The following is a 23,254-nucleotide window of genomic DNA, read 5'->3' as shown; positions in this document are numbered from 1 at the left end:
GATGGGGACAAAACTCCCGCCCGCCACCGGAACCAGCACCGGTCCCGGTCGCGCGGCCAGTACCGCGAGCAACGCCAGGGCCGGCGCCAGTGCCCGCAGCCACAAGGGCACCGCCGGGCACGCCACCGGTCCTGCACGGGCGGCCACAGCTGGTCCCGGTATCGCCGAACGCCTCGCCCGCCGCGACCAGCTGATTGTGCTGCTGGCGGCGGCGGCAATCGTCGTGCTGGCGTTCACCTATACGGTTGTCGGCGTCGGCATGGACATGTCTGCCCTTGATATGGCCCGGATGGAACTGACATCACAAACCGTCATGCCGTCAACCGCTCTGCCGCCCGCCGCGAGCCCGTCATCCGACCCGCCGCCAGCTGCCATGCCAATGGTCGCTGCAACCACGTGGACGCCGGGCTATGCCATCCTGGTGGCGCTGATGTGGTGGGTGATGATGATTGCGATGATGACCCCCAGCGCCGCGCCAGCCCTGCTGCTGTTCACCGCGCTGAAACGCCAGGGCGCGGACCAGGACAAAGCACCAGGGTTAGCCCTGTTGTTCCTTACTGGTTATCTGTTGATCTGGGCCCTGTTCAGCCTGGTGGCGACCGCGCTGCAATGGGGGCTGGGGCACGCAGGCCTGGTGGCGCCGGCTTTGATGAAGATCAGCTCCTCCGGCCTCGCCGGCACCGTGCTGATACTTGCCGGGCTGTACCAGTTCTCTGCCCTGAAAAACGCCTGCCTTGACCATTGCCGTTCCCCGGCGCAGTTTCTGACCCGGCACCGGCGCCCTGGTGCGCGCGGCGCGCTGCAGATGGGCGCACATCACGGCACGTTTTGCCTCGGCTGCTGCTGGGCCCTGATGGCGCTGCTCTTTGTCGGCGGCATCATGAACCTGTTCTGGATCGCCGGCCTCGCGTTCTATGTCATCGCCGAGAAAACCCTGCCCTACAGCGCCCTGATCCCAAAACTCACCGGCGTGGCATTAATCCTGGCAGGGCTGGTGGTATTGTTCTACTAGGGCAAAACCCCGGAACGCAGCCCGGCATCACCCGACAACCGCTTGTTGCAGCGCGACCACCGGCGCCGAACTGTCCAGCTCCATCACCGGGCATTTCAGTCCGGCGGTCCACTCCAGATGCCGCGCGCGACTGCGACGGCCGGTGTCTGGCAGATCATACAGCGCCGCCCAGTCCATAAACTCCCGGCTGGCGGCATGCATGGCCCCGCCCGGCGCCAGCGCTGCTGCGCCATAGCGCGCGACCTCCCGCGTCCTGAGGCTCTTCATGCGCAGCGCCGGATCAAGCCGCAGCAGGATGACCAGATCGAAATAAGGCTCAACTTCAGCGCTCCAGGTCTCCAGCGCGCCCGACAGCGCCCTGGCCGGGCCGGGAAGAAACATCTGCCGCATCAGCGCCAGCCGTGCGGCCGCATCGCATTTCAGCTGGCAGGCCGGTGTGGTTGGCTGCCAGAAATAATCGTCTGTGTCGTGGCAGGGCACCGCCCAATGCTGCGCCAGCGCCCGCCCGAGGCTGGTCACCCCGGACCCGCCCGGCCCGGTAATATGCACCCGACAGGGCGGCCTCACACCGGCAGCGCCGTGGTATTGACCACGGTGCGCAGTGAAAACGAGCTCTGCATGCCCTGCACCCCGGGCAACCGCGCCAGATAGCGCCGGTGCAGCTGGGCGAAATGATCGGTGTCCCGCGTCACAACTTTCAGCAGATAATCCGCCGTGCCCGCCATCAGGTGACATTCCAGCACATCCGGGATCAGCGCCACCTCGCGCTCAAACGCATCCAGCACCTCATCCGCCTGACCTGACAGGGTGATTTCCACAAACACTGTTGCCGGCAGATCCACCCGGCGCGCGTCCAGCAGCGCCACGTAATCGCGGATAAACCCCTCGCGCTCCATACGCTGCACCCGGCGGTGACAGGCCGACGCCGACAGATGCACCCGTTCGGACAGATCCGAATTGGAAATCCGCCCCTGTTTTTGCAGCACCGCCAGAATGCGGCGGTCGGTGTCATCAAGTTCAGCCATCTGTTCGTCCCCGGATCTTGCATACCTTGTCGCAATGTGGCCATCCTGACGCCGATTGGCAACAGCGCAACGATACGCTCGCCACCGCAGGAGGAGCACTGGAGGACCGCCGCCCGGTCGCCGGAGCCCGCAGCGGGGACCCGCGACCGGGCGGCGGCGGAAGCGGCGGACAGGAGCGATGGCGGGAACGGCTTTAAGGTTGTCGCGGGGCTACTGAGGCGGCGGGAGCTGTGACATCAGGAGCGACGGCGGAAACGGCACTGAGGTAACGGCCGTGCCACTGAGGTGGCGGCGAGAACGGTGGCGCCGGCAGTCAACTTGCGCCACGCCCGCGGGCCGGATCGCCCCTTCTTAAGGGCGCGGCAGTCCGCACCCAGACCTGACACCCCGCGCCCACGCCGCCACGACACCTGCAATACAGTGCTGCGGCACCGCCCGCATTTCGCGCAGCGGCCGCCGCAGCTTCACGGGCACGCCTCATCCGGTGCGCATCATATCCGCGGCCTTTTCTGCAATCATAATTGTCGGCGCATTGGTATTGCCCCCGGTCAGCCGTGGCATCACCGACGCGTCCACCACCCGCAAACCCTCAATGCCATGCACCCGCAGCTGCGGATCCACCACCGCCATCTCATCCACACCCATTTTGCACGTGCCCACCGGGTGGTAGATCGTATCGGCGCGGGCCCGGATATCGGCCTCAAGCGCCGCATCTGACCCGTCATGCGGATAGAGCCGCTTGCCACGCCAGGGCGTAAGCGCCGCCGCCTGCAGCACCCCCTCCATCAGGCGCGCGCCGCGTTTCAGCACCGCCATGTCCCGCCCGTCGTTCAAAAAACCCGGATCAATCACAGGCGCCGCCCCGGGGTCCGCTGAGGCGAGGGCGACCCGCCCCCGGCTCTCGGGACGCAAGACGCAGACATGACAGGAATAGCCATGCGCAAGATGGATGCGGCGCATGTGATCATCCACAATGCCAATCACAAAATGCAGCTGCAGATCCGGCCGCGCCAGCGACGGGTCCGAGCGTAGAAAAGCCCCGGCCTCGCCATAAGGGGTGGCGAACAGGCCACTGCCGTCGCGGCGCCGCGATCTGTGGGAAACGGTGTAATCCAGATGATCCTGCAGATTGCGCCCGACGCCGGGCAGATCATGCACCACCTCAATCCCGTGGGCGCCGAGATCCTCCGCCGCGCCAATGCCCGAGAGCTGCAGGATTTTCGGGGAGCCAAAAGCGCCTGCCGCAAGCACAACTTCGCGCCGCGCGCCGATCACTGTGCCGTCCACACACATGACGCCGACGGCGCGCCTGCCTTCCATCACCAACCGCGCCACATCGCGGCGGGTAAAGACGCGCAGGTTCGCCCGGCCCTGCACCGGATGCAGATAAGCAGCCGCGGCGGAACAGCGCTCGCCGCGTTTTGAACCAGAGGAGAACTGCGTCACCTGAAACAAGCCGGCGCCGTGCTGGCAGGCGCCGTTGAAATCCGCGTTGGCAGGGATTTGCGCCTCAGAAGCGGCTTTGACAAACGCCTGTGAGACCGCCCGGGGCTCTGACTGTTCCGCCACCTGCAATGGCCCGTCTGCGCCGTGCAGGGAACAGGCACCGCGTATATTGGCCTCAGATTTGCGGAAATACGGCAGCACCGACGCCCAGTCCCAGCCGGTACAGCCCAGATCGGCCCATTCATCAAAATCGCGCCGGTGACCGCGCACATAGAGCATTGCATTGATGGCACTGGAGCCGCCAAGCGCGCGGCCGCGCGGCTGCAACCCCCGCCGCCCGTTCAGCCCGGGCTGGGGCGTGGTCTGAAAACTCCAGTTGTTGATTTTTGGCCGCCCGGACACCATCGCCGCCACCAGCGCCGGGGCGCGGACAAAAAGACTTTTTCCGGTCCCGCCGCTCTCAATCAGCGCCACGGTGACCGAAGGGTCCTCGCTCAGCCGCGCCGCCAGCACCGAGCCGGCGGATCCACCACCGACAACCACATAATCAAAATCCATTCTGTGCCTCCCGCACCGGGGCGCCTGTCTGCGGCCTTGGAGCCCAGCCTGGCACGGCAGCGGCCGATGCTGGCAAAGACGTCGCGTCAGCGCGAGGGCACGATTTTCAGAAAAGGCCGCCCCGCCTCCCCCGGCCTCTGGCAGGCCAGGTCCCGGCCTGAGGGGGCAGCCGGGGCGCATGCACCGGGCGGAAGGTGCTGGCGAAAGTTGCCAGCCTGTTCCCGGTTTTGCACACCTCATGCGCTGAAACGTGCAAATTTCACATAAGTCCGCAGCGTTTAATGCGGCCTAACCCGGCAGCGCGCCGCTCAACACATAGCGCAGGATTTCGACCACCTGGCCCGGCGTTTCGGTCACCGCCAGCGCGGCGGCATCGACCTCTTTCAGCGGGTGCTGGATGTCCGGCCCGTGCAGCACAATCAGGGATTTCCCCAGCGCCGATGCAAATCCGGCATCAAAAGCCGCGTTCCACTGTTTGTATTTATCGCCAAAGCGAACCACGACAATGTCAGCGTTTTCAATGGCATGGCGGGTGCGGATCGCATTGAGCTTTGCGCCTTTGTTGTCGTGCCAGAACTTGTTCTCTTCTGCGCCCATGATCGCCACGCCGCAATCATCAGACGCCGCATGATCAGTCACCGGGGCGCTGAATTCCACGTCCAAACCCTTGGCGCCGGTGATGATCTGGTCGCGCCAGTCGGTGTGAATTTCGCCGGACAGATAGATTTTAAGTGTCATATCAACCTCTTATAATAAAAAGGGCGCGAGAGATTCCCGCGCCCGTTACCCACATTCTGTCGCGCTGCAGTGCTGAAATCAACCGCGCAGCGTGCCACCGGTGACTTTGCTGACCTTCTCAACGATCCGGGTCGCCACCGCTTCAATGTCTTTTTCTTTCAAGGTCTTATCAACCGGCTGCAAGCGCACGGTTATGGCGATCGACTTTTTGCCCGCCCCCATCTGCGCTTCGGCTTTTTCGCCTTTGAACTCGTCAAAGACCCGCACCGTTTCAATCAGCACTTTATCGACACCAACAGCAGCATTCACCAGCGTCAGAGATTCGACGTTGTCATTGACAACAAAGGCAAAATCCCGCTCTACCGCTTGCAGGTCATTCAGCTTAAGCGCCGCACGTGTGGCGCCTTTTTTGCGCGCAAAAGGCGGTTCCTGCAGGAACACGGTAAATCCAACCGCCGGGCCTTTCACGTCCATTTCGCGCAGGATCTTTGGATGGATTTCGCCAAATACCGCCATGACTTTTTTCGGACCCAGACAAATTTTGCCCGAACGTCCAGGATGCCACCAGGCGGAAACACCGCGCAATATCTGAGACTTAGCAGGAGCACCGATTGCCGAAAGCACGGCTTCGGCATCCGCCTTGGCGTCATAGAGATCGACTATACGGCGCGCGCCATGCACGTCTTTGGGACCGGTCGCGCCGATCAGAATGCCGCTCAGCAACAGCTGCTGTTCACCAGGTTCGCCGCCGTGAAACACCGGGCCAACCTCAAACAGCGCCATATCCGCGAAACCACGCGCCTGATTGCGGCTTGCAGCCTGCAGCAGACCCGGCAAAAGTGACGGGCGCATGTGGCTCATCTCGCTGGAAATCGGGTTGTCCAGCATGGTAGCATCGGTACCACCGTCAAACAGTTTCGCCGATTTTTTGTCGATAAAACTGTAGGTTACGCATTCGTTATAACCAAGCGACGCGGTGGTACGCCGGGCGGTGCTTTCGCGCACCTGCATCGGCGTCAGGATCTGCTCCGCCACCCCGGGCACAGGACGTGCCATCGGAACACCCTGCAATTTGGTCAGCGAAGCGACCCGCGCCACCTCTTCGATCAGATCGGCTTCGCCGGTCACATCCGGGCGCCAGCTTGGCACTTGAGCCATATCGCCATCCAAAACAAAACCAAGTGCGGTCAATGTCTTGCGTTGATCCTCAGCAGGGATTTCCATGCCCACCAGACTTTGCACCCGGTCGGTATCAAGACGGTAGGCGCGGCTGACATCCGGCACTTCACCGGCGATCACCACATCAGAGGGCTCACCCCCACAGAGATCGAGGATCATCTGCGTCGCCAGTTCAATCGCATCGGCATTGAACGCGGGATCAATGCCACGCTCATTGCGGTAACGTGCGTCAGAGTTGATCTTCAGCGTACGGCCTGTCGCCGCAATCTGGATCGGGTCCCAGATGGCGGCTTCCAGGAACACATCGGTGGTGTCCTCAGTGCAGCCTGTGGCCAGACCGCCCATGATTCCGGCAATGCTTTCAATGTTATGCTCGTCAGAGATCACCACCATGCCAGGCGCGAACGTATATTCTTTTTCGTCCAGCCCGACCAGGGTCTCGCCGCCCTGGCTGCGGTGAATGCGCAGATCACCGGTCACTTTTGCCGCGTCAAACACATGCAGCGGACGGTTGGCATCCATGGTGAAAAAGTTGGTCACGTCCACCAGCGCCGAGATCGGTCGCAGACCGATGGCCCGCAGACGCTCCTGCAACCATTCGGGGCTCGGACCGTTTTTCACACCTTTGATCAGGCGGCCCATGAACACTTCACAGCCGTTGCCACGGGTATCACTGTCGATGGTAATGCCAATCGGGCTGGGGAATTTACCCTCTACCTTCAGCCGCTTACGGGGCTTCAACGTACCAAGACCGCGCGCGGACAGATCGCGGGCAATGCCCTCAATTCCAAGCGCATCAGGCCGGTTGGGGGTGATGGCAATCTCTATCACCGGATCGACTTTGGTTGGCTCGTTTTTCGCCAGCCAGGACACGAAGGTCTGGCCAACTTCGCCGGAAGGCAGCTCGATAATGCCGTCATGCTCGTCTGACAGTTCCAGCTCACGCTCGGACGCCATCATGCCAAAGCTTTCGACACCCCGGATATTGCCCACCTTGATGGTGATATCCAGACCCGGGATATAGCTGCCGGGCTTGCACAGAACCACAGTGATGCCGGCACGCGCATTATGGGCACCACAGACGATCTGGATCTCGCCCGCGTCTGAGGCAACTTTGCACACCCGCAGCTTGTCCGCATCCGGGTGTTTTTCGGCATGAGTGACCTTGGCGATGGTAAAGGAGGCCAGGCGTTCCGCAGGGTTCACCACCTCTTCGACCTCAAGCCCGAGATCGGTCAGCGCATAGACGATCTCATCAAGCGTCGCCTCGGTTTCGAGGTGCTCTTTCAGCCAGGAAAGTGTGAATTTCATATCGTTTCCTCTTTCGGCACCGGTTACCGGTCTGCCAAATCCTCAACCAATTCAAAGTGTTCGAACACTAAAACCATTTCGGGATCAAACCCGCCGTTGCGTTCGAAATAGGCCTGATGGCTTTTGCGCCAACCCTCGAGCGTGTCGTCTTCACCCTCAGCCAGAGCCATGTCTTGCGTGACATCACCAAAGCGGACTTTCTCCACTTTGGTTGTTTTGATCACCAATGCCAGACTGTCGTCCCAGTTGGCAGCAATATCACATCGCCCGACCATCGGCATCGCGTCCAGATCGTCTTCAAACTCGGCAAAGGCACCACAGGTGGCGGTCTTTTTGCCGGAGCGCACCAGCGAGATCAGCCGGTCGGACAGCGCCTGGCTGTCGCCAAATTTAAAGGTGCCGGCACCGGGGTAAGTGACCTGCAGGTCTTCCATGTCGTCGCTCATTTGCTCAGGCCTCCGTGTAAAGTTGGCATATCAAGCGAGGCAAAGCCGTAGTGGCGCAGCCAGCGCAGGTCGGAATCGAAAAACGCGCGTAGATCGGGGATGCCGTATTTCAACATCGCCAGCCGGTCGATGCCGATACCAAAGGCGAAACCCTGGTACTGATCGGGATCAATACCGCCGGCTTTCAACACCTTAGGGTGCATCATGCCGGAGCCCAGCACCTCCATCCAACCGTCACCTTCGCCGATGCGCAGCTGACCATCGACCCAGGAACACTGAATATCAACTTCAGCCGAGGGTTCCGTGAACGGGAAATGGGACGCGCGAAAGCGGGTTTTGACCTTGATGCCAAAAAACGCGTGGAAGAATTCTTCCAGCACCCATTTCAGATTGGCCATTGAGATGTCTTTGCCGATCGCCATGCCTTCGACCTGGTGGAACATCGGCGTATGGGTCTGGTCATAATCGCAGCGATAGACACGCCCGGGCGCAATCACCCGGATCGGAGCGCCCTGGGCTTCCATAGCGCGGATCTGCACCGGGCTGGTATGGGTGCGCAGCACGTGGGGGGCGCGTTCATCATCCGCCGCGCGGTGCATATAGAACGTGTCGAACTCCTGCCGCGCCGGGTGATGGGGCGGGATATTCAGCGAATCAAAATTGTACCAGTCGGATTCGACCTGCGGCCCTTCGGCCACCGCAAAACCAAGATCGGCAAAGATCGCATAGATCTCTTCTGAGACCTGGCTGACCGGGTGGATCGACCCTTTGCCACGGCTGCGGCCGGGCAACGTCACATCAAGCCATTCAGATTGCAGCCGTTCTTCCAGAGCTACATCTTCCAGCGCCGCTTTTTTCGCCGCCAATGCCGAAGTGATCTCGTCTTTCAACGCATTCAGCTTCGGGCCCATCAGCTTGCGTTCTTCGGGCGTCATCTTGCCCAGCTCCCGCATTTTCAGCGCCACTTCGCCTTTTTTGCCCACCGCCTGAAGACGAATGTCTTCCAAAGCTGCTTCGTCAGAGGCGCCGGAAACCGCGCCCAGGTATTTGTCTCTCAGATCGTCCATGACCGACCCCCTGGAATTCATCCCCGTGGTGCTATCACACAGGGGGTAAAACACAAGAAGCCGCGAGACCTGGAAGGTCCGCGGCTTCTGATTCTTCAAACCCGGATGGGTTTATGCGAGCGCGGCCTGAGCCTTTTCAACGATCGCTGTAAATGCTTCGGGCTCATGTACAGCCAGGTCAGCAAGAACTTTCCGGTCCACTTCGATACCGGCCATAGCCAGACCGTTGATGAAGCGCGAATATGTCAGAGTTTCGTCATGGCTGCGCACAGCAGCGTTGATCCGCTGGATCCAGAGCGAACGGAAATTACGCTTCCGGACTTTCCGGTCGCGTGTCGCGTACTGGTTAGCCTTATCAACGGCTTGTGTAGCTGTACGGAAGTTACGGCTACGGGCGCCATAATAGCCTTTTGCAGCTTTGATTACTTTTCTGTGACGGGCGTGGGTTACGGTACCACCTTTAACGCGTGACATTTTGGCGGCTCCTTAACGGTCGTAGGGCATGTAGGACTTGACGATTTTCGCATCAGGTGCGGAAAGCGCGGTCGTGCCACGTGCATTACGGATAAATTTCTTGGTACGTTTGATCATACCGTGCTGTTTGCCAGCCTGAGCTGCCATGACCTTACCGGTCGCAGTCACTTTAAAGCGCTTTTTCGCACTCGATTTTGTCTTCATCTTGGGCATTTCCGTCTCCTTCTTCGGGCGGTAGTTACGCGCAACTCGGCATGCCACTTCAGCCGGTCCCGCACCTAGAATTCGGGCGTATACGCGGCAATACAGCGACTCGCAAGAGGAAAGCCGGTTTCAGCGAATGAATTTAGCGAGCACACGGGCAAAAACGCCCGGAACTTCGCTGATGGTATAACCACCGGGCTGCGCAATTACTGCCCAGGCGATTAATGCGCCGCCAAGAGCGAACATTAATATGCTCGCTCTTGCGGATCTGCTTTCTGAAAAGGAGGTTATCAGCGCGGGAATTCCAATCCCCGCGATGATAATGCCGACAATCAAGACCAAGTCATTGCTCATAAAAGCCCTCCCTGAACAGGGGCTGGGGCTATTATTCCGGATCTGCGCTGAAAATCAATCTTTCGTCGCAGGGGGCCACCCGCAGAATGTTGGTCGAGCCTGGCTGATTAAACGGAATACCCGCGGTCACGACGATCTGATCTGTCCTGGTCGCAAAGCCGCCTTCACAAGCCGCACGCGCTGCATTCACAACGGCGGTTTTAAACCGGTCGACCTCAGAGGTCACCACACAATGTGTGCCCCAGTTCAGCACCAGGCGGCGCGCCGTCGACTTGTGGGACGTCATTGCAATGATCGGCACCTGAGGGCGTTCCCGTGCGGTCAGCAATGCGGTGGTGCCGGATTCGGAAAAACAGACGATGGCTTTAACATCGGTGGTTTCCGCAATCTCACGCGCGGCAGAAACGATGGCATCAGCGGTGGTGGTTTTGACACCCGAGCTGCTGGCATCCATGACTTTACGCCAGGTCGGATCGGCTTCGACCTCTATGGCCACGTTGTTCATCGTGGTCACCGCTTCAATCGGATAGTCACCGGCAGCGGATTCGGCAGACAACATGATCGCATCGGTGCCGTCATAAATTGCGGTAGCAATATCAGACACTTCAGCGCGTGTTGGCATTGGGCTTTCGATCATGCTTTCCAGCATCTGCGTCGCCACAATCACCGGCTTGGCCGCGGCGCGGCACCTTCTGATCAGACGTTTCTGAATCGGTGGCACAGCCTGCACCGGAAGCTCAACCCCCAGATCCCCACGGGCAACCATGATGCCATCAGACACCGCCAGGATGTCGTCAAACACGTCCACTGCGGCAGGTTTTTCAATCTTGGACAGGATCGCGGCGCGGCCAGCGGCCAGGTCGCGGGCTTCGGTCACATCTTCAGGACGCTGAACAAACGACAGCGCCAGCCAGTCAACTCCCAGCGCGCAGACAAACTCCAGGTCTTTGCGGTCTTTGTCAGACAGCGCCGCAACCGGCAGCACCACATCTGGCACGTTCACACCTTTACGGTTGGAAATCGTGCCACCGAATATAACGGTGCAATTGGCAAAGTCCGTGCCGCACTCATCGACTTTCAGGCTGATTTTACCGTCGTTCACCAGCAGCGTCGCGCCGGGTTTCAGCGCGGCAAAAATTTCCGGATGTGGCAGGCAGGCGCGGGTTACATCACCGTCAGAGGAGTCCAGATCCAGTCGGAAGGCGGCGCCGGAGACCAGTTCTTCGGAATCATTGGCGAATTTGCCCACACGCAGCTTTGGCCCCTGCAAATCGGCCAGAATTGCGATCGGGCGGCCAAGGTCGGTTTCGACCTGGCGGATAATGGTGTGCAGCTTGCGGATGTCTTCATGTTCGCCGTGGCTCATATTCAGGCGGAACACATCGGCCCCGGCTTCGGACAGAGCCCGGATCATTTTATAGTCATTCGATGCAGGCCCAAGCGTTGCAACGATCTTCACATGGCGAAGGCGTCTCATATTGCCTCGTTCCTTATAGTCGTTTCAATTTTTTGGTGGGCCGCGCTCTATATGGCTGAATTCAAAGCCGCTGACAACTGGCGCATTGTCTTTGATTTTTGTAAGCACATGTAAACGTCCATGCAGACCAGCTAGCACTTTACCCCTTCAAGGAGCCCAAATGCCTCATTTTGTTCTGGAATATTCGCCTGACCTCGAGACTGCACATGACATGCAAACTCTTTGCAATGACATTTGCGCATTTGCCATCGAAACCGGCGCATTTCCCAATTCCGGCGCGGTAAAAGTACGCGCGACCGCTGTGGGCCATGCCGCACTTGGCTGTGAACGTCAGGATTTCCTGCATGCCACCATCCGCCTGCTGCAGGGGCGCTCAGAGGAAGTTCAGGCCGGGCTGACCAGCGGCTTGCTGGCGCTGCTGGATGAAAAACTGCCCACTGTGGCCAATCTGTCGGTGGAGATCAAAGAAATCACCACAGCGACCTACGCCAAACGCAACTTGTGAAAGGATCGGACATGGACGACCAGACCCGCATAGAAATTGAAGCTGCCGCTTTTCGCACCCTGCGCCAGCACCTGATGGAAAAACGCACCGATGTGCAAAACATCGATATGATGAACCTGACCGGGTTCTGCCGCAACTGCCTGTCGCGCTGGTACCAGGAGGCCGCCAATGAGCGCGGCATCGAGATGGACAAGAATGAGGCGCGCGAAATCTATTACGGCATGAGCATGGCCGAGTGGAAAGCCAATTATCAGTCCGACGCCAGCCCGCAAAAGCAGGCTGAATTCAAAGTCGCCTTTGAAGAAAACGTCGGACCGGACAAAGGCTGATCGCGCTGACAAATGCGATGTGAGACCTCCGCTGTCCTGTGGGGGCTGTCACAGAGGTGTATTATGACCCGATATTTCAGAGAATCCCCCCCCTGGGTGGGGCTGCTAGGGAACCGAAACCACTGCCGCCGTGCAGCATGGTTCGCGTGAAACGCTGGTTTTGGATCATCGCCTTTTACGGGGCGCTGCTTGGGCTGGGCTGGGGCGTGGGCCACCTGCTGCCGGATATCGCCGGGCTGGAAACGTCAGACGGTGACGACACTGGTATGCCGCCGATGGTCTGGGTCACAGCGGTGATTTATTTTCTGGCTTCCGCAGTGCCATTTGTCCCCGGCGCGGAAATCGGCCTCGGGCTTATGTCCACATTTGGCGATCAGATTGCCGCGCTCGTGTATATCACCATGGTTGGAGCGCTCAGCCTGGCCTATCTGGCAGGACGGCTTTGCCCGCCGGCGGTGCTGGCCAGGATTTTTGCCGCAATTCACATGCAAAAAGCCAGCAATCTGGTCGCGCGGTCGGCGCAGATGACGCTGAGCGAACGCCGTGATTACCTTGCCGCTCAGTTTCCCAACCGGCTGGCGCCAAACCTGTTGCGGTATCGCTATCTCGCCCTGGGTGTGGCGCTTAATATTCCGGGAAATTCTCTGATCGGCGGCGGTGGCGGGCTGGCGATGCTCGCCGGGATGAGCCGGCTTTATTCGCTGCCAGGCTTCCTGCTGACGGTGCTGATCGCGGTGGCGCCGATCCCGTTTCTGGTGATCTTGCTGGGCTACCACCCGTAACCGCTTGGGGCTGCCCCCGATTTCTCAACCGGGAACAGCCTGAATATCAGTGGGGTCAGATCGCCGCCTTGCGGCTTTCATCCAGGTAGATTTCGCGCAGACGCATGGCCACCGGACCCGGGGTGCCGGTGCCGACGGTTTCGCCGTCAATTTTCACAACCGGCTGCACAAAGGTCGTCGCCGAAGTGATAAAGGCCTCGTCCGCCTGCTGCGCTTCTTCGATGGAGAACAGACGTTCTTCCACTTCCATCTGCGCCTCGGACGCGAAACGCAGAACCGCCGCGCGGGTGATGCCATGCAGGATGTCGTTGGACAACTGGCGGGTGATGATCTTGCCGCCCTTCACGATATAGGCGTTGTTCGAGGTGCCTTCGGTGACAAAACCATCCTCAACCAGCCAGGCATCGTCAGCACCGGCTTTTTTCGCCATCATTTTCCCCATCGACGGGTAGAGCAATTGCACGGTTTTGATGTCGCGACGGCCCCAGCGCAGGTCTTCAATGGAAATCACCGAAATCCCGGTCTGAACCGAGGGGGCGTTCGCCAGGTTTTTTGACTGGGTGAACATAACGATGGTGGACGGGGTTTCCGCTGGGTCGGGGAAGACAAAATCACGGTCCGCCGGCGCGCCACGGGTGATCTGCAGGTAAACGCCACCCTCGTCCAGCTCGTTGCGGGCCACCAGTTCGCGGTGAATTGTCAGCAGTTCGTCCATGTCCACCGGCGACGCCATGTCCAGCTCTGACAGAGAGCGCTGAAGGCGCAGAACGTGGCCTTCAAAATCAACCAGCTTGCCTTCCAGAACCGAGGTCACCTCATAGATGCCGTCGGCCATCAGAAAACCACGGTCAAAAATCGAAACCTTGGCTTCACCCTCGGGCAGGTACTCTCCGTTTACATATACAATCCGGCTCATACTTCTCTCCTTAGCCCCAGAGCGCCGCCACAGACGGGTGCACCCCGGCGTCATCAAACTTTAACGCGTTCTCCCGGTCTTCGGCCAGAAGCAGCGGCCCGTCAAGGTCTGTCACTGCCACGCCCTGTGCCACCAGCACCGCAGGCGCCATCGCCAGCGAGCTGCCAACCATGCAGCCGACCATGACGCCGTAACCTTCCGCAAGTGCCTGCTCCCGCAGCAAAAGCGCTTCGGTCAGACCACCGGTCTTGTCCAGCTTGATGTTGACCATATCGTATTTGCCTTTTAGCGCGGGCAGGCTGGCGCGATCATGACAGCTTTCATCGGCACAGACCGGCAGTGGCCGCGCGATCTCGGCCAGCATGTCGTCCTGGCCCGCCGGCAGCGGTTGTTCCACCATATCAACCCCCAGGCGCAACAGATGTGGCGCCAGATCGGCATAGACTTCGGCCGTCCAGCCCTCATTGGCGTCGACGATAATGCGGGATTTGGGCGCGCCCTGGCGCACGGCCTCAAGCCGCGCCATGTCATCCGGTGTGCCCAATTTGATTTTAAGCAGCGGACGGAATGAATTGCGCGCCGCCGCCGCCCGCATGTCAGCGGGCTCTCCCAGTGACAGGGTAAAGGCGGTCAGCTCGGGACCAGGGGCGGCCAGCCCGGCCAGTTCCCACACCCGTTTGCCGGCGCGTTTGGCTTCAAGATCCCACAGGGCGCAATCCACTGCGTTGCGCGCGGCTCCGGCGGGCAACAGGTCCTGCAACTGCGCACGGTTCAGCGGCAATGGCAGCGCTTCAACTTCTGCGGTCACACTGTCCAGCGTTTCGCCATAGCGGGCGTAGGGCACACATTCCCCCCAGCCCTGGTGAAGCCCGTCAGTAATCCGGACGGTCAGAACTTTGGCGTCAGTGCGGGACCCGCGCGAGATGGTGAACACCTCGGCGAGCCGATAGGTATCGGGGGATACAGTCAGTTGCATGGGCACCTCAGATTGCCGCCAGCGCGTCTGCCAGCCTGTCGGCACCCTGACGGAACGGGTCCACCGCCGGCAAGCCCATTTCGGCCTCAATCTCGGCAAGATAGGCCAGCGCGTCTTCTTCACTCATATTGGCGGTGTTGATTGAGATGCCGACAACTTTGCATGCCGGGTTTGCAACCTGCGCCAGTGGCAGTGCCGTGTCCCGCAGCGTCTGAAGGCTGGGCAGCGCATAGCCTGGCAGGCCGCGCATATGTTCGCGGGTGGGTTCGTGGCACAGGATCAGCGCATCCGGCTGACCGCCGTGGACCAGCGCCATTGTCACGCCGGAATAAGAGACGTGGAACAGGCTGCCCTGACCCTCGATCAGGTCCCAGTGGTCAGCTTCATTGTCAGGCGAGATATATTCAACCGCGCCCGCCATGAAATCGGCAACAACTGCGTCAAGCGGCACTCCGTCCCCGGTGATCAGGATACCGGTCTGCCCGGTGGCGCGGAAGGACGACTTCATGCCTTTGGCCTGCATGGACTTGTCCAGCGCCAGAGCGGTGTACATTTTTCCGACCGAGCAATCGGTGCCCACGGCCAGGCAACGTTTGCCGCTGCGTTTCACCCCGTTGGCGATCGGATATTCCACTTCGGGCACCCGCACATCATGCAGCTCACGGCCGCAAGCCTCAGCCACTGCCACCAGATCCGCCTCATCGCGCAAAAGATTGTGCAGACCGGATGCAAGGTCAAAACCTTCTTCCAGCGCCAGCACCAGTACTTTTTTCCAAGCGGGCGAAATCACCCCGCCGCGGTTGGCAACGCCAATCACCAGGGTTTCCGCCCCGGCGGCGCGGGCCTCGGCCAGCGTCATATCGGGCAGGCCCATATCGGCGTTGCAGCCTTCCATGCGGAACTGAGCCACGGCGTGATCCGGACGCCAGTCCTTGATACCCTGGGCAACTTTGGCGGCCAGGGCGTCAGGCGCGTCTCCGAGGAAAAGAAGATAAGGTGTCTTGATCATGTCGGTTCTCCACTGTGCTTGCTCTCCTTGTAGCGATGATCTGTGGGATGTGATCGCGTATTTGCCTGCAGTATTGCCGAATTTTGGGAGAATCCTTCACCTGACCTGGCCTTTTATGAATTTTCTTCGCAGAATCTCCACACGCTGCCCGCTTTCTGCGAAATTGCTGCGGCGCGGCTAAATTTCTGCACATGCGAAACACTGCTTGCAGACAAGTGCGCAACAATGTAACTATTGCGGATAGATACGAGCAACATCCTTACGCTGAGGTCGCCATGAGTTTCCGCATCCAACCCGCCGCCCCTGCCCGCCCGAACCGCTGCCAGCTGTTTGGCCCCGGCTCGCGCCCGGCCATTTTTGAAAAGATGGCAGCCAGTGCGGCGGACGTCATCAACCTGGACCTTGAGGATTCTGTTGCCCCGTCTGACAAAGACAGCGCCCGTGCCAATGTCATCACCGCGCTGAACACCGTGGACTGGGGCAAAAAATACGTTTCGGTGCGTATCAACGGGCTGGATACCCCATATTGGTATCGCGACGTTGTTGATCTGTTGGAACAGGGCGGCGCGCGGCTGGATCAGATCATGATCCCCAAAGTCGGCTGCGCCGCAGACGTTTACGCGGTGGATGCGCTGGTAAGCGCCATTGAGGCCGCAACCGGGCGCAAAAGCCCCATCAGCTTTGAAGTCATCATTGAATCGGCTGCCGGCCTCAGTCATGTCGAGGAAATCGCCGCATCCTCCCCGCGCCTGCAGGCGATGAGCCTGGGCGCGGCAGATTTTGCCGCTTCAATGGGAATGCAGACCACCGGCATCGGCGGCACCCAGGAAAATTACTACATGCTGCACCAGGGCCAGAAACACTGGTCGGATCCCTGGCACTGGGCCCAGACTGCCATTGTCGCCGCCTGCCGCACCCATGGCGTACTGCCGGTCGACGGCCCGTTTGGCGATTTTTCGGATGACGAAGGGTTTGTCGCGCAGGCCCGGCGCTCGGCCACTTTGGGCATGGTGGGCAAATGGGCGATCCATCCCAAACAGATCGCGCTGGCAAATGACGTGTTCACCCCGTCCGACGCCCAGGTTTCAGAGGCCCGTGAAATTCTCGCCGCGATGGAGCTTGCCAAGGCCAATGGCGAAGGCGCCACAGTGTACAAAGGCCGTCTGGTCGACATTGCCTCGATCAAACAGGCCGAAGTTATCGTTGCCCAGTCCGAACTGATCGCCGGATCATGACAAATACGCCCCGCCGGCAACAGGCGGGGCGGTTCTCTGCATCCGGGTCTATTTCAGCACGACACAGACGTCGGTAAGTAAATCGTCCGGCGCTGTTTCGCGCGGATCATTCAGATAGACCTCAAGACAGGGCTGATCGCCGGGCGCTTCGCCGCTTGCGGGCAGCCAGACGCCAAACAGATGATCATAGGCCGCACGCAGACCGGCATAGGGGCCCTTGTAGTGCATCACCGCATAGCGCCCTGCCGCCACCTCATGTCGTTCAAGCCCTTCGGGCACCGCCTCGCCGGTCCATTTCACGCCCGCAAAACTGCGCAGCTCACTTTCGGCAACCGCGGACGGGTCCTGCCAGTAGGCCGCTGCCATGCCGCGCGTCTGAGGCCACAGGTTGCGCGCCGCAACTACCGCCGCCACTTTTTCGAAACTTGAACCGATCTCAAAATAGCTGCCTTGATGCACCAGGCCCGCGAGGACCCCGGCTTCAAGCGTGTTAATTTCCACTGGGAACATCGGATATTGTCCTTTCCGTACTTTAAGTAGCGGCGACGTCATATCGCCGCGTTGACGGAATTGATTGGGGGCCATGCCATAGGATTCGGAGAACGCACGCGAAAAACTCTGCACGGAACTATAACCCACATCCCGGGCGATCTGGTCCACGGAGGCCGCAGAATGCACCAACTTTGCTGAGCCCAGATGCAACCGCACCCGGCGCACCGCCTGAGCGCAGGTTTCACCGGTGATCGCCGCAAAGACCCGGTGCCAGTGAAACCGCGACAGTGCCGCGACATCTGCCAGCGCATCCAACGACAGATCGCCAGCCGGGTTCTGGTGAATATAATCCAGCACCCGCATCATGCGATTTTCGTAATTGATCCCCATGTCCGGGCTCCCATTCAATCCGTGTCCGGTTTGACATGAGTGGTTTTAGCAAATCTTGCTGACTTGTGCTGCCCGTGGCGACAAAAGCTCAGGACTCGTTTCGACTGATGTGCTTATTCGCTCTGCCCCACTGCACCCGCGCCCACAAGCGTTCGTGTATCACATAGCTGATCAGACCGATGGCCGCGGCTGCCAGGGCGAAATACCCACCAGCAGTGAACGACCCGGTAAATGCCGCGCCAAGAGCTGTCATCGAAAACAAACCCAACACCTGCCACGTAATTGCTTTGGCCCATAGCCGGCGGCGACTGTCCATAACTCGTTCCTTTCAAATGATTTCTGCAGCAAATCTACCAATTGCCAGCCAGGGGTGGAATTTGGTAGATTTGCTGCAGAAATCATGCAATGCAGATTTAACTCAACAAGTGGTGAGATTATGGACAAACGGGACCGTGCCGTGCTTTTCCGCAACCGCCTCGGGGAAGCCATGACCCGCAACGGCGTCAACAAAAGCCAGCTGGGCCGGGCCTGCGCTGTCGACCGCTCCACCATTGGTCAGCTGTTGATGGCCGATTCGCCGCGTCTGCCAAATGCCCAGCTTGCGGCCGATGCGGCCGGCGCGCTGGGTGTCAGCTGTGACTGGCTGCTGGGCCTGTCCGACCGGCCCGAACGCGCCGGTGATATTCTGGCCGCGTCAATGAGCTTTTCCCAGGCCCGGCGCAGCTCGGCGGATGAGCAGCTCCAGGTCTGGCACCAGGAAGCCGCCGGATATAAAATCCGCCACGTGCCCGCGACCCTGCCGGATTTTTTGAAAACCAATGAGGTCCTGCGCTGGGAATATGCCGATCACCAGGCGAAATCGCCGGAACAGGCGATTCAGGCGACGCAATCCCTGCAGTCTTTTCTCAAGTCACGACAGTCTGATGTCGAAATCGCTGTGCCTCTGCACGAATTCCAGGCCTTCGCCGAGGGTTCCGGCTATTACGCCGGCCTGCCCCGTGACGTGCGCCAGGCTCAACTCGACCACCTGGCGGAGACCTGTGACGAGCTTTTCCCCACCCTGCGCCTGTTCATGTTTGATGCCCACACCATTTACTCCGCACCAATGACCGTATTTGGCCCCTTGCTGGCCGTGGTCTATGTCGGCCGGTTTTATCTGACATTCCGCGGCAGTGACCGCGTGGCATCGATGACTCAGCATTTCGACTGGCTGGTGCGCGAAGCCTCTGTGGACGCCCGGGATGCGGCGCGGACCCTGCGGGATTTACAGGTGCTGTAAATGAGTCCAGTTGCAAACGCCGCCCCGCCCCGCCATATACGCATGTAACAAGTGACGGAGTACGGTATGATCAACTATCTCGATTTCGAAAAACCGCTGGCTGAGATTGAAGGCAAAGCGGAAGAACTGCGCGCGCTGGCACGTGCGAACGAAGAAATGGATGTTGAAAAAGAAGCCGTGGCGCTGGACAAAAAAGCCGCCGATCTTCTGGTCAGCCTGTATCGTGATCTGACACCCTGGCGCAAATGTCAGGTGGCGCGCCACCCGCAGCGCCCCCATTGCCGCGACTATATCGCTGCGCTGTTCAACGAATACACTCCACTGGCCGGCGACCGCAATTTTGCCGATGACCATGCGGTCATGGGCGGGCTTGCGCGTCTTGGCGACCGTCCGGTGGTGGTGATCGGCCATGAAAAGGGTCACGACACCAAATCCCGCATTGAACGCAATTTCGGCATGGCCCGCCCAGAAGGCTACCGCAAAGCGGTGCGGCTTATGGATCTGGCCGACCGGTTTGGTCTGCCCGTGGTGGCGCTCATTGATACCACCGGCGCCTACCCCGGCAAGGGCGCAGAAGAACGCGGCCAGTCTGAGGCCATTGCCCGCTCAACCGAGAAATGTCTGCAGCTGAAAGTGCCGATGATCTCCATTGTGATTGGCGAAGGCGGCTCCGGCGGCGCTGTGGCTTTTGCTGCCGGCAACCGCGTGGCGATGCTGGAACATTCGGTCTATTCGGTGATTTCGCCAGAGGGCTGCGCCTCCATCCTGTGGAAAGACGCGACAAAGATGCGTGAAGCGGCCGAAGCGCTGCGGCTGACAGCCCAGGATCTGCACAAACTTGGCGTGATCGACCATATCATCGAGGAACCCCAGGGCGGCGCACAGCGCGACAAAGAGGCAACGATGGCCTCGGTTGGCGCTGCGATTGAAGCAATGCTGGACGACCTGAGCAAAAAAAGTCCGCAAGAGCTGCTTAAAGACCGGCGGCAGAAATTCCTCGATATTGGGGCGAAAGGTCTGGCCGCCTGAAATCTGGCCGCTTAACGCGTCTTACCACATCGATTTTTCGGCCCGCCCGGGCCACTCACGGTCATAAGCGGCGCCATCTGTGGCGCCGTTTGTCATTTCCCGCAGCATGTCTCCGACCGTTGGCAGCCCAGCGGCCTGATCCCCCGCCTGCCACAGTTCTGCGCGCATTATGGCGCGGGCACATTGCGAATAGATCTCTTTGATTTCAATGATGATCACGGTGACCGGGTGTTTGCCCTGACGCTCAAACCGCCGGGTAATCTCTGTGTCGGCAGTCAGGCGTGCCCGCCCGTTTACCCGCACCACATTGTCGGACCTCGCCACCATAAACATCAGAGAGACGCGGTCGTCACGTACAATATTACGCAGTGAATCCAACCGGTTGTTGCCACGCCAGTCCGGCAGGGCCAGGGTCCCGGAATCCAGCTCCAGCACCACCGGCCCGGCGTCCCCACGCGGCGAGCCGTCAATGCCTTCAGGGCCCACGGTGGAGAGAATGCAGAATTTCGAGCGCGCGATCCAGGACCGGTAGGCCGGCGTCATCTGCCGTGCCACTTTCACCAGAGACGCCTGGCCCGGCACGCCGTAGAGCATCTCCAGCGCCTCAACATCCCTGATAAAATCCATGCTCAGCCCTTTCCGGTAAATCCAACCTCAACCAACAAAGCGTCAGAGGATCCTTCGACCCGCTGTTCGAGAATTTTCATCGCCTCTTTGATCGGCACTCCAGGTGCAATCTCTGGCAGGAATTCCAGCACCGCCAGCCCGGGTTTGCGCAACAGCCCGTGGCGTGGCCAGAAAGCACCGACATTGGTACTGGCCGGGATCATCGCCTGTCCGGTCTTTTCAAAGAGCACACCGGCGCCAATTTTATAAGGCATTTTTTTGCCGGCGGCGACGCGGGTGCCTTGGGGGAATATGATAAGCTGACCCGGAATTCCACCGCTCTCTTTCACCCCTTTTACCATGCTTTTAATCGCCGCTGAGCGTTTGCCGCGATCCACATAGATGCATCCGATCCGCCTGGAGTAAAACCCGACAATCGGCACAAAACGCAATTCCTTTTTCACGATGAATTTGGGCCGGGGCAGCACCGAGACCAGCATCAGCACATCAAAGAAGCTTTGATGTTTGGAGGCGATGATCACCTCACCATCCGGGACCGGGCCACGGATTTCGGACTTCAGCCCGATCATCCAGGACGCGCTCCAGCGCACATAACGGCAGTAGGTCCGGATCGCCCGATAAGCGTACTTCCGGTTCACCACCGATGGCAGCAGGTAAAGCAGCCCGAACACCACCATCATCACATACATCATGGTGTTAAAAACCAGCGACCGCAGATACTGAATTGCCGTGCCCATTACATCAGCCCTTTCAAAACGCGCAACGCCGCAAGTCGCGTTGCCAAAAATCCGACGGCACCCGCCAGCGGCGGCACCGAAAGAGGCCACAGCCAGTGCAGCCCCTGAAAACCAAGCCCGGTGAGAAAACTGCCCTCAGCACTGGCGCCCGGCAGCATAAAGACTGCCAGCATGCCAAGCAGAGTGCCACCCACCGCGCCACTGAAGGCCCGCAGGGTAAAGCGACGCACAAAAGCAGCGGCAATGAACTTGTCGCGTGCCCCCACCAGGCGCAGCACCCGGATCACCTGGGCATTGGCTGACAACGCCGCATTTGCCGCCAGAGTGATCATCGCGCCGGTCGTGGCTGCAATCAGCGCCAGCGCGATCCAGCCCATGGTGCGCAGCCGTTCCGCCGCCTGGACCAGTGGACGCCGCCAGCGGGTGTGATCGTCCAGAACCGCCCCGGGTGCCTCCGCCATCAGCCGCAGCCGCAACCCTTCAGCCTCGTATCCGTTCTCATCTTCAATCACCTCAATCAACTGCGGCACCGGCAGGCTGGCGATGGGCATGGCGGGGCCAAACCAGGGCTCCAGCAGCGCCTGTTCTTCCTCCAGGCTCAGCGCCCGGGCCGAGGCAATACCAGGGGTGGTTTCCAGAACCTTCAGCGCCGCGCGGGTCTGCGCCACCCTCTGATCCTGAGTGGTGGAAATTCGCACCGTTGCAGTGCGCGCCAGTTCGCTGGCCCAGCGGTCCGCCAGCCGTCCGGTCGCCAGCGACAGCGCCAGTGCAAACACCGCAAGGAAAGCCATCGCAGCAGCAGCAAAAAGCGTCAGCCTTGCGGTAAAACCTGTGGGCGGCACCACACGGTCCGCCGCCGTTTCCGCTGAGAACACCGCGCGTCCCTGCGTCCCGCCGCTCAAAGGTCCGCTCCTGCGATTTGTAGCCGCCGGTCCTTGATCCGCACCACGCGCGCCGAAACCTGTGCTTTGGCGGCGCGGATCAGGTTCATGTCATGAGTGGCAATTATAATGGTTTTCCCCATCCGGTTCAGTTCAATCAACAGCTGCAGAAGACGCTGTGACATTTCCCAGTCCACGTTGCCGGTGGGCTCATCCGCAATCACCACATCAGGCGACATGATCACCGCCCGGGCCAGCGCCGCGCGCTGGCGTTCACCGCCCGACAGTTCTGCGGGCAACGACCCGGCCTGGTCTCCGAGGCCAACCCAGCCCAGCAACTCTTTGAGATTTCCCGGGTCAGACGCGTGCCCGGACACCAGAAGCGGCAAGGCGACGTTTTCAGCCAGGCTCAGATGGTCGAGAAACTGACAATCCTGGTGCACCACACCGACCCGGCGGCGCAGATCGGACACGTCATCACGGCCCATGTCGCGCGCGTCCTGGCCAAACAGCGTGATCCTGCCGGAACTGGCCTGCAACTCGCGGTAACACAGCTTCAGCAAGGTGGTTTTCCCGGCGCCCGAAGGTCCGGTCAGAAAATGGAAAGAACCCGCGCCCAGGGACAGGGACGCCCCGACCAGAAGGTCCGCTCCCCCATAGCCGTAGTTCACATCTTTCAGCTCGATCACAGAACACCTCATTGCTTACGCGACAGTTTTGCCTCAGCCGCGCGGGTGATTCAATGCAAGCTGTGCAATTGCTTGGACAATCGGGGT

27 protein-coding genes are annotated in these 23,254 nt (G+C 60.1%); 7 read left to right on the top strand and 20 right to left on the bottom strand.

Annotated elements, in window-relative coordinates; all coding sequences use genetic code 11:
• Position 1: 1 nt before the first annotated feature.
• Entirely contained in the window at positions 2–1,012 is a 1,011-nt protein-coding gene (locus DWA01_RS19575; protein ID WP_114287495.1) for a DUF2182 domain-containing protein, read from the top strand.
• A 27-nt stretch (positions 1,013–1,039) separates the two neighbouring features.
• Here DWA01_RS19575 and DWA01_RS19570 read toward each other — a convergent pair whose 3' ends face one another.
• From DWA01_RS19570 to pyk, 11 genes are all read right to left on the bottom strand, one after another.
• Complete coding sequence (locus DWA01_RS19570) at positions 1,040–1,579, bottom strand: P-loop NTPase family protein (protein ID WP_114287494.1); 540 nt, start codon at positions 1,577–1,579, stop codon at positions 1,040–1,042.
• Positions 1,576–2,037 (bottom strand): Lrp/AsnC family transcriptional regulator, encoded by a 462-nt coding sequence (locus DWA01_RS19565; RefSeq protein WP_114287493.1) that lies wholly within the window; start codon positions 2,035–2,037, stop codon positions 1,576–1,578. The genes DWA01_RS19570 and DWA01_RS19565 overlap by 4 nt, the downstream gene beginning before the upstream one ends.
• Positions 2,038–2,514: 477 nt before the next feature.
• Entirely contained in the window at positions 2,515–4,041 is a 1,527-nt protein-coding gene (locus DWA01_RS19560) for a GMC family oxidoreductase (protein ID WP_114287492.1), read from the bottom strand.
• A 288-nt stretch (positions 4,042–4,329) separates the two neighbouring features.
• A complete protein-coding gene (locus DWA01_RS19555) occupies positions 4,330–4,779 on the bottom strand; it encodes a YtoQ family protein (protein WP_114287491.1) in 450 nt (149 codons plus the stop codon).
• Between the two features lie 78 nt (positions 4,780–4,857).
• Complete coding sequence (gene pheT, locus DWA01_RS19550; RefSeq protein WP_114287490.1) at positions 4,858–7,269, bottom strand: phenylalanine--tRNA ligase subunit beta; 2,412 nt, start codon at positions 7,267–7,269, stop codon at positions 4,858–4,860.
• A 23-nt stretch (positions 7,270–7,292) separates the two neighbouring features.
• Complete coding sequence (locus DWA01_RS19545; RefSeq protein ID WP_114287489.1) at positions 7,293–7,715, bottom strand: ASCH domain-containing protein; 423 nt, start codon at positions 7,713–7,715, stop codon at positions 7,293–7,295.
• Positions 7,712–8,782: a phenylalanine--tRNA ligase subunit alpha gene (pheS, locus tag DWA01_RS19540; protein ID WP_114287488.1), complete on the bottom strand. Its 1,071-nt coding sequence runs from the start codon at positions 8,780–8,782 to the stop codon at positions 7,712–7,714. Before pheS ends, DWA01_RS19545 begins: the two co-directional genes overlap by 4 nt.
• Before the next feature lie 111 nt (positions 8,783–8,893).
• Positions 8,894–9,256 carry a 50S ribosomal protein L20 gene (gene rplT, locus DWA01_RS19535; RefSeq protein ID WP_114287487.1) on the bottom strand — a complete coding sequence of 121 codons (363 nt, stop codon included), beginning with the start codon at positions 9,254–9,256 and terminating at the stop codon, positions 8,894–8,896.
• 12 nt (positions 9,257–9,268) lie between these two features.
• A complete protein-coding gene (gene rpmI, locus DWA01_RS19530) occupies positions 9,269–9,469 on the bottom strand; it encodes a 50S ribosomal protein L35 (protein ID WP_114287486.1) in 201 nt (66 codons plus the stop codon).
• Between the two features lie 120 nt (positions 9,470–9,589).
• A complete protein-coding gene (locus DWA01_RS19525; protein WP_114287485.1) occupies positions 9,590–9,814 on the bottom strand; it encodes a hypothetical protein in 225 nt (74 codons plus the stop codon).
• A gap of 31 nt (positions 9,815–9,845) precedes the next feature.
• Complete coding sequence (pyk, locus tag DWA01_RS19520) at positions 9,846–11,291, bottom strand: pyruvate kinase (RefSeq protein ID WP_114287484.1); 1,446 nt, start codon at positions 11,289–11,291, stop codon at positions 9,846–9,848.
• 160 nt (positions 11,292–11,451) lie between these two features.
• On the opposite strand from pyk, the gene DWA01_RS19515 reads away from it, so the two are divergent.
• The 3 genes from DWA01_RS19515 (at position 11,452) to DWA01_RS19505 (ending at position 12,907) form a co-directional block, all read left to right on the top strand.
• The gene (locus tag DWA01_RS19515) at positions 11,452–11,796 is read left to right on the top strand and encodes a 5-carboxymethyl-2-hydroxymuconate Delta-isomerase (RefSeq protein ID WP_114287483.1); all 345 of its coding nucleotides are present in this window, start codon (positions 11,452–11,454) and stop codon (positions 11,794–11,796) included.
• Positions 11,797–11,807: 11 nt separating this feature from the next.
• Positions 11,808–12,125 carry a DUF1244 domain-containing protein gene (locus tag DWA01_RS19510; protein ID WP_114287482.1) on the top strand — a complete coding sequence of 106 codons (318 nt, stop codon included), beginning with the start codon at positions 11,808–11,810 and terminating at the stop codon, positions 12,123–12,125.
• Between the two features lie 146 nt (positions 12,126–12,271).
• Positions 12,272–12,907: a hypothetical protein gene (locus tag DWA01_RS19505; RefSeq protein ID WP_136057789.1), complete on the top strand. Its 636-nt coding sequence runs from the start codon at positions 12,272–12,274 to the stop codon at positions 12,905–12,907.
• 55 nt (positions 12,908–12,962) lie between these two features.
• Here DWA01_RS19505 and DWA01_RS19500 read toward each other — a convergent pair whose 3' ends face one another.
• Genes DWA01_RS19500 through dgcN form a run of 3 tightly spaced genes read right to left on the bottom strand, consistent with a single transcriptional unit; the run spans position 12,963 to position 15,808 of the window.
• Positions 12,963–13,823 (bottom strand): D-amino-acid transaminase, encoded by an 861-nt coding sequence (locus DWA01_RS19500; protein WP_114287480.1) that lies wholly within the window; start codon positions 13,821–13,823, stop codon positions 12,963–12,965.
• 10 nt (positions 13,824–13,833) lie between these two features.
• Entirely contained in the window at positions 13,834–14,799 is a 966-nt protein-coding gene (gene dgcA / locus DWA01_RS19495; protein WP_114287479.1) for an N-acetyl-D-Glu racemase DgcA, read from the bottom strand.
• 7 nt (positions 14,800–14,806) lie between these two features.
• The gene (gene dgcN / locus DWA01_RS19490; protein ID WP_114287478.1) at positions 14,807–15,808 is read right to left on the bottom strand and encodes an N-acetyltransferase DgcN; all 1,002 of its coding nucleotides are present in this window, start codon (positions 15,806–15,808) and stop codon (positions 14,807–14,809) included.
• A 275-nt stretch (positions 15,809–16,083) separates the two neighbouring features.
• Between dgcN and DWA01_RS19485 the strand changes: the two genes are divergently transcribed.
• Positions 16,084–17,043 carry an L-malyl-CoA/beta-methylmalyl-CoA lyase gene (locus DWA01_RS19485; protein WP_114287477.1) on the top strand — a complete coding sequence of 320 codons (960 nt, stop codon included), beginning with the start codon at positions 16,084–16,086 and terminating at the stop codon, positions 17,041–17,043.
• Between the two features lie 48 nt (positions 17,044–17,091).
• Here the strand turns inward: DWA01_RS19485 and DWA01_RS19480 are convergent, their stop codons facing one another.
• Positions 17,092–17,925: an AraC family transcriptional regulator gene (locus tag DWA01_RS19480; protein WP_114287476.1), complete on the bottom strand. Its 834-nt coding sequence runs from the start codon at positions 17,923–17,925 to the stop codon at positions 17,092–17,094.
• Positions 17,926–18,013: 88 nt separating this feature from the next.
• A complete protein-coding gene (locus tag DWA01_RS19475) occupies positions 18,014–18,241 on the bottom strand; it encodes a DUF2061 domain-containing protein (protein WP_114287475.1) in 228 nt (75 codons plus the stop codon).
• Positions 18,242–18,361: 120 nt separating this feature from the next.
• On the opposite strand from DWA01_RS19475, the gene DWA01_RS19470 reads away from it, so the two are divergent.
• Both DWA01_RS19470 and DWA01_RS19465 read left to right on the top strand, forming a co-directional pair.
• A complete protein-coding gene (locus DWA01_RS19470) occupies positions 18,362–19,204 on the top strand; it encodes a Scr1 family TA system antitoxin-like transcriptional regulator (RefSeq protein ID WP_114287474.1) in 843 nt (280 codons plus the stop codon).
• Between the two features lie 66 nt (positions 19,205–19,270).
• On the top strand, positions 19,271–20,233 hold the full coding sequence (locus tag DWA01_RS19465) for an acetyl-CoA carboxylase carboxyltransferase subunit alpha (protein ID WP_114287473.1): 963 nt from the start codon (positions 19,271–19,273) through the stop codon (positions 20,231–20,233).
• Between the two features lie 21 nt (positions 20,234–20,254).
• Here DWA01_RS19465 and DWA01_RS19460 read toward each other — a convergent pair whose 3' ends face one another.
• From DWA01_RS19460 to DWA01_RS19445, 4 genes are read right to left on the bottom strand one after another with little or no spacing between them, the layout of a single operon-like run.
• Positions 20,255–20,860, bottom strand: coding sequence for a pyridoxamine 5'-phosphate oxidase family protein (locus DWA01_RS19460; RefSeq protein WP_114287472.1), 606 nt, complete (start codon positions 20,858–20,860; stop codon positions 20,255–20,257).
• Positions 20,861–20,862: 2 nt separating this feature from the next.
• Entirely contained in the window at positions 20,863–21,597 is a 735-nt protein-coding gene (locus tag DWA01_RS19455; RefSeq protein ID WP_114287471.1) for a lysophospholipid acyltransferase family protein, read from the bottom strand.
• A complete protein-coding gene (locus DWA01_RS19450; protein ID WP_114287470.1) occupies positions 21,597–22,499 on the bottom strand; it encodes a cell division protein FtsX in 903 nt (300 codons plus the stop codon). Before DWA01_RS19450 ends, DWA01_RS19455 begins: the two co-directional genes overlap by 1 nt.
• Positions 22,496–23,167: a cell division ATP-binding protein FtsE gene (locus DWA01_RS19445; RefSeq protein WP_114287503.1), complete on the bottom strand. Its 672-nt coding sequence runs from the start codon at positions 23,165–23,167 to the stop codon at positions 22,496–22,498. The genes DWA01_RS19450 and DWA01_RS19445 overlap by 4 nt, the downstream gene beginning before the upstream one ends.
• Positions 23,168–23,254 lie beyond the last annotated feature (87 nt).

It is taken from the genome of Candidatus Halocynthiibacter alkanivorans (genome assembly GCF_003333265.1).
Classification (GTDB): Bacteria; Pseudomonadota; Alphaproteobacteria; order Rhodobacterales; family Rhodobacteraceae; genus Halocyntiibacter_A; species Halocyntiibacter_A alkanivorans.
This window is presented reverse-complemented; position numbering and strand designations above follow the sequence as displayed.

Excerpts from the sequence above, each read along its gene's own strand:
- DWA01_RS19575 (WP_114287495.1), top strand. The coding sequence starts at position 2 with ATGGGGACAAAACTCCCGCCCGCCACCGGAACCAGCACCGGTCCCGGT.
- DWA01_RS19565 (WP_114287493.1), bottom strand. The coding sequence starts at position 2,037 with ATGGCTGAACTTGATGACACCGACCGCCGCATTCTGGCGGTGCTGCAA.
- DWA01_RS19560 (WP_114287492.1), bottom strand. The coding sequence starts at position 4,041 with ATGGATTTTGATTATGTGGTTGTCGGTGGTGGATCCGCCGGCTCGGTG.
- DWA01_RS19555 (WP_114287491.1), bottom strand. The coding sequence starts at position 4,779 with ATGACACTTAAAATCTATCTGTCCGGCGAAATTCACACCGACTGGCGC.
- pheT (WP_114287490.1), bottom strand. The coding sequence starts at position 7,269 with ATGAAATTCACACTTTCCTGGCTGAAAGAGCACCTCGAAACCGAGGCG.
- DWA01_RS19545 (WP_114287489.1), bottom strand. The coding sequence starts at position 7,715 with ATGAGCGACGACATGGAAGACCTGCAGGTCACTTACCCCGGTGCCGGC.
- pheS (WP_114287488.1), bottom strand. The coding sequence starts at position 8,782 with ATGGACGATCTGAGAGACAAATACCTGGGCGCGGTTTCCGGCGCCTCT.
- rplT (WP_114287487.1), bottom strand. The coding sequence starts at position 9,256 with ATGTCACGCGTTAAAGGTGGTACCGTAACCCACGCCCGTCACAGAAAA.
- rpmI (WP_114287486.1), bottom strand. The coding sequence starts at position 9,469 with ATGCCCAAGATGAAGACAAAATCGAGTGCGAAAAAGCGCTTTAAAGTG.
- DWA01_RS19525 (WP_114287485.1), bottom strand. The coding sequence starts at position 9,814 with ATGAGCAATGACTTGGTCTTGATTGTCGGCATTATCATCGCGGGGATT.
- pyk (WP_114287484.1), bottom strand. The coding sequence starts at position 11,291 with ATGAGACGCCTTCGCCATGTGAAGATCGTTGCAACGCTTGGGCCTGCA.
- DWA01_RS19515 (WP_114287483.1), top strand. The coding sequence starts at position 11,452 with ATGCCTCATTTTGTTCTGGAATATTCGCCTGACCTCGAGACTGCACAT.
- DWA01_RS19510 (WP_114287482.1), top strand. The coding sequence starts at position 11,808 with ATGGACGACCAGACCCGCATAGAAATTGAAGCTGCCGCTTTTCGCACC.
- DWA01_RS19500 (WP_114287480.1), bottom strand. The coding sequence starts at position 13,823 with ATGAGCCGGATTGTATATGTAAACGGAGAGTACCTGCCCGAGGGTGAA.
- dgcA (WP_114287479.1), bottom strand. The coding sequence starts at position 14,799 with ATGCAACTGACTGTATCCCCCGATACCTATCGGCTCGCCGAGGTGTTC.
- dgcN (WP_114287478.1), bottom strand. The coding sequence starts at position 15,808 with ATGATCAAGACACCTTATCTTCTTTTCCTCGGAGACGCGCCTGACGCC.
- DWA01_RS19485 (WP_114287477.1), top strand. The coding sequence starts at position 16,084 with ATGAGTTTCCGCATCCAACCCGCCGCCCCTGCCCGCCCGAACCGCTGC.
- DWA01_RS19480 (WP_114287476.1), bottom strand. The coding sequence starts at position 17,925 with ATGGGGATCAATTACGAAAATCGCATGATGCGGGTGCTGGATTATATT.
- DWA01_RS19475 (WP_114287475.1), bottom strand. The coding sequence starts at position 18,241 with ATGGACAGTCGCCGCCGGCTATGGGCCAAAGCAATTACGTGGCAGGTG.
- DWA01_RS19470 (WP_114287474.1), top strand. The coding sequence starts at position 18,362 with ATGGACAAACGGGACCGTGCCGTGCTTTTCCGCAACCGCCTCGGGGAA.
- DWA01_RS19465 (WP_114287473.1), top strand. The coding sequence starts at position 19,271 with ATGATCAACTATCTCGATTTCGAAAAACCGCTGGCTGAGATTGAAGGC.
- DWA01_RS19460 (WP_114287472.1), bottom strand. The coding sequence starts at position 20,860 with ATGGATTTTATCAGGGATGTTGAGGCGCTGGAGATGCTCTACGGCGTG.
- DWA01_RS19455 (WP_114287471.1), bottom strand. The coding sequence starts at position 21,597 with ATGGGCACGGCAATTCAGTATCTGCGGTCGCTGGTTTTTAACACCATG.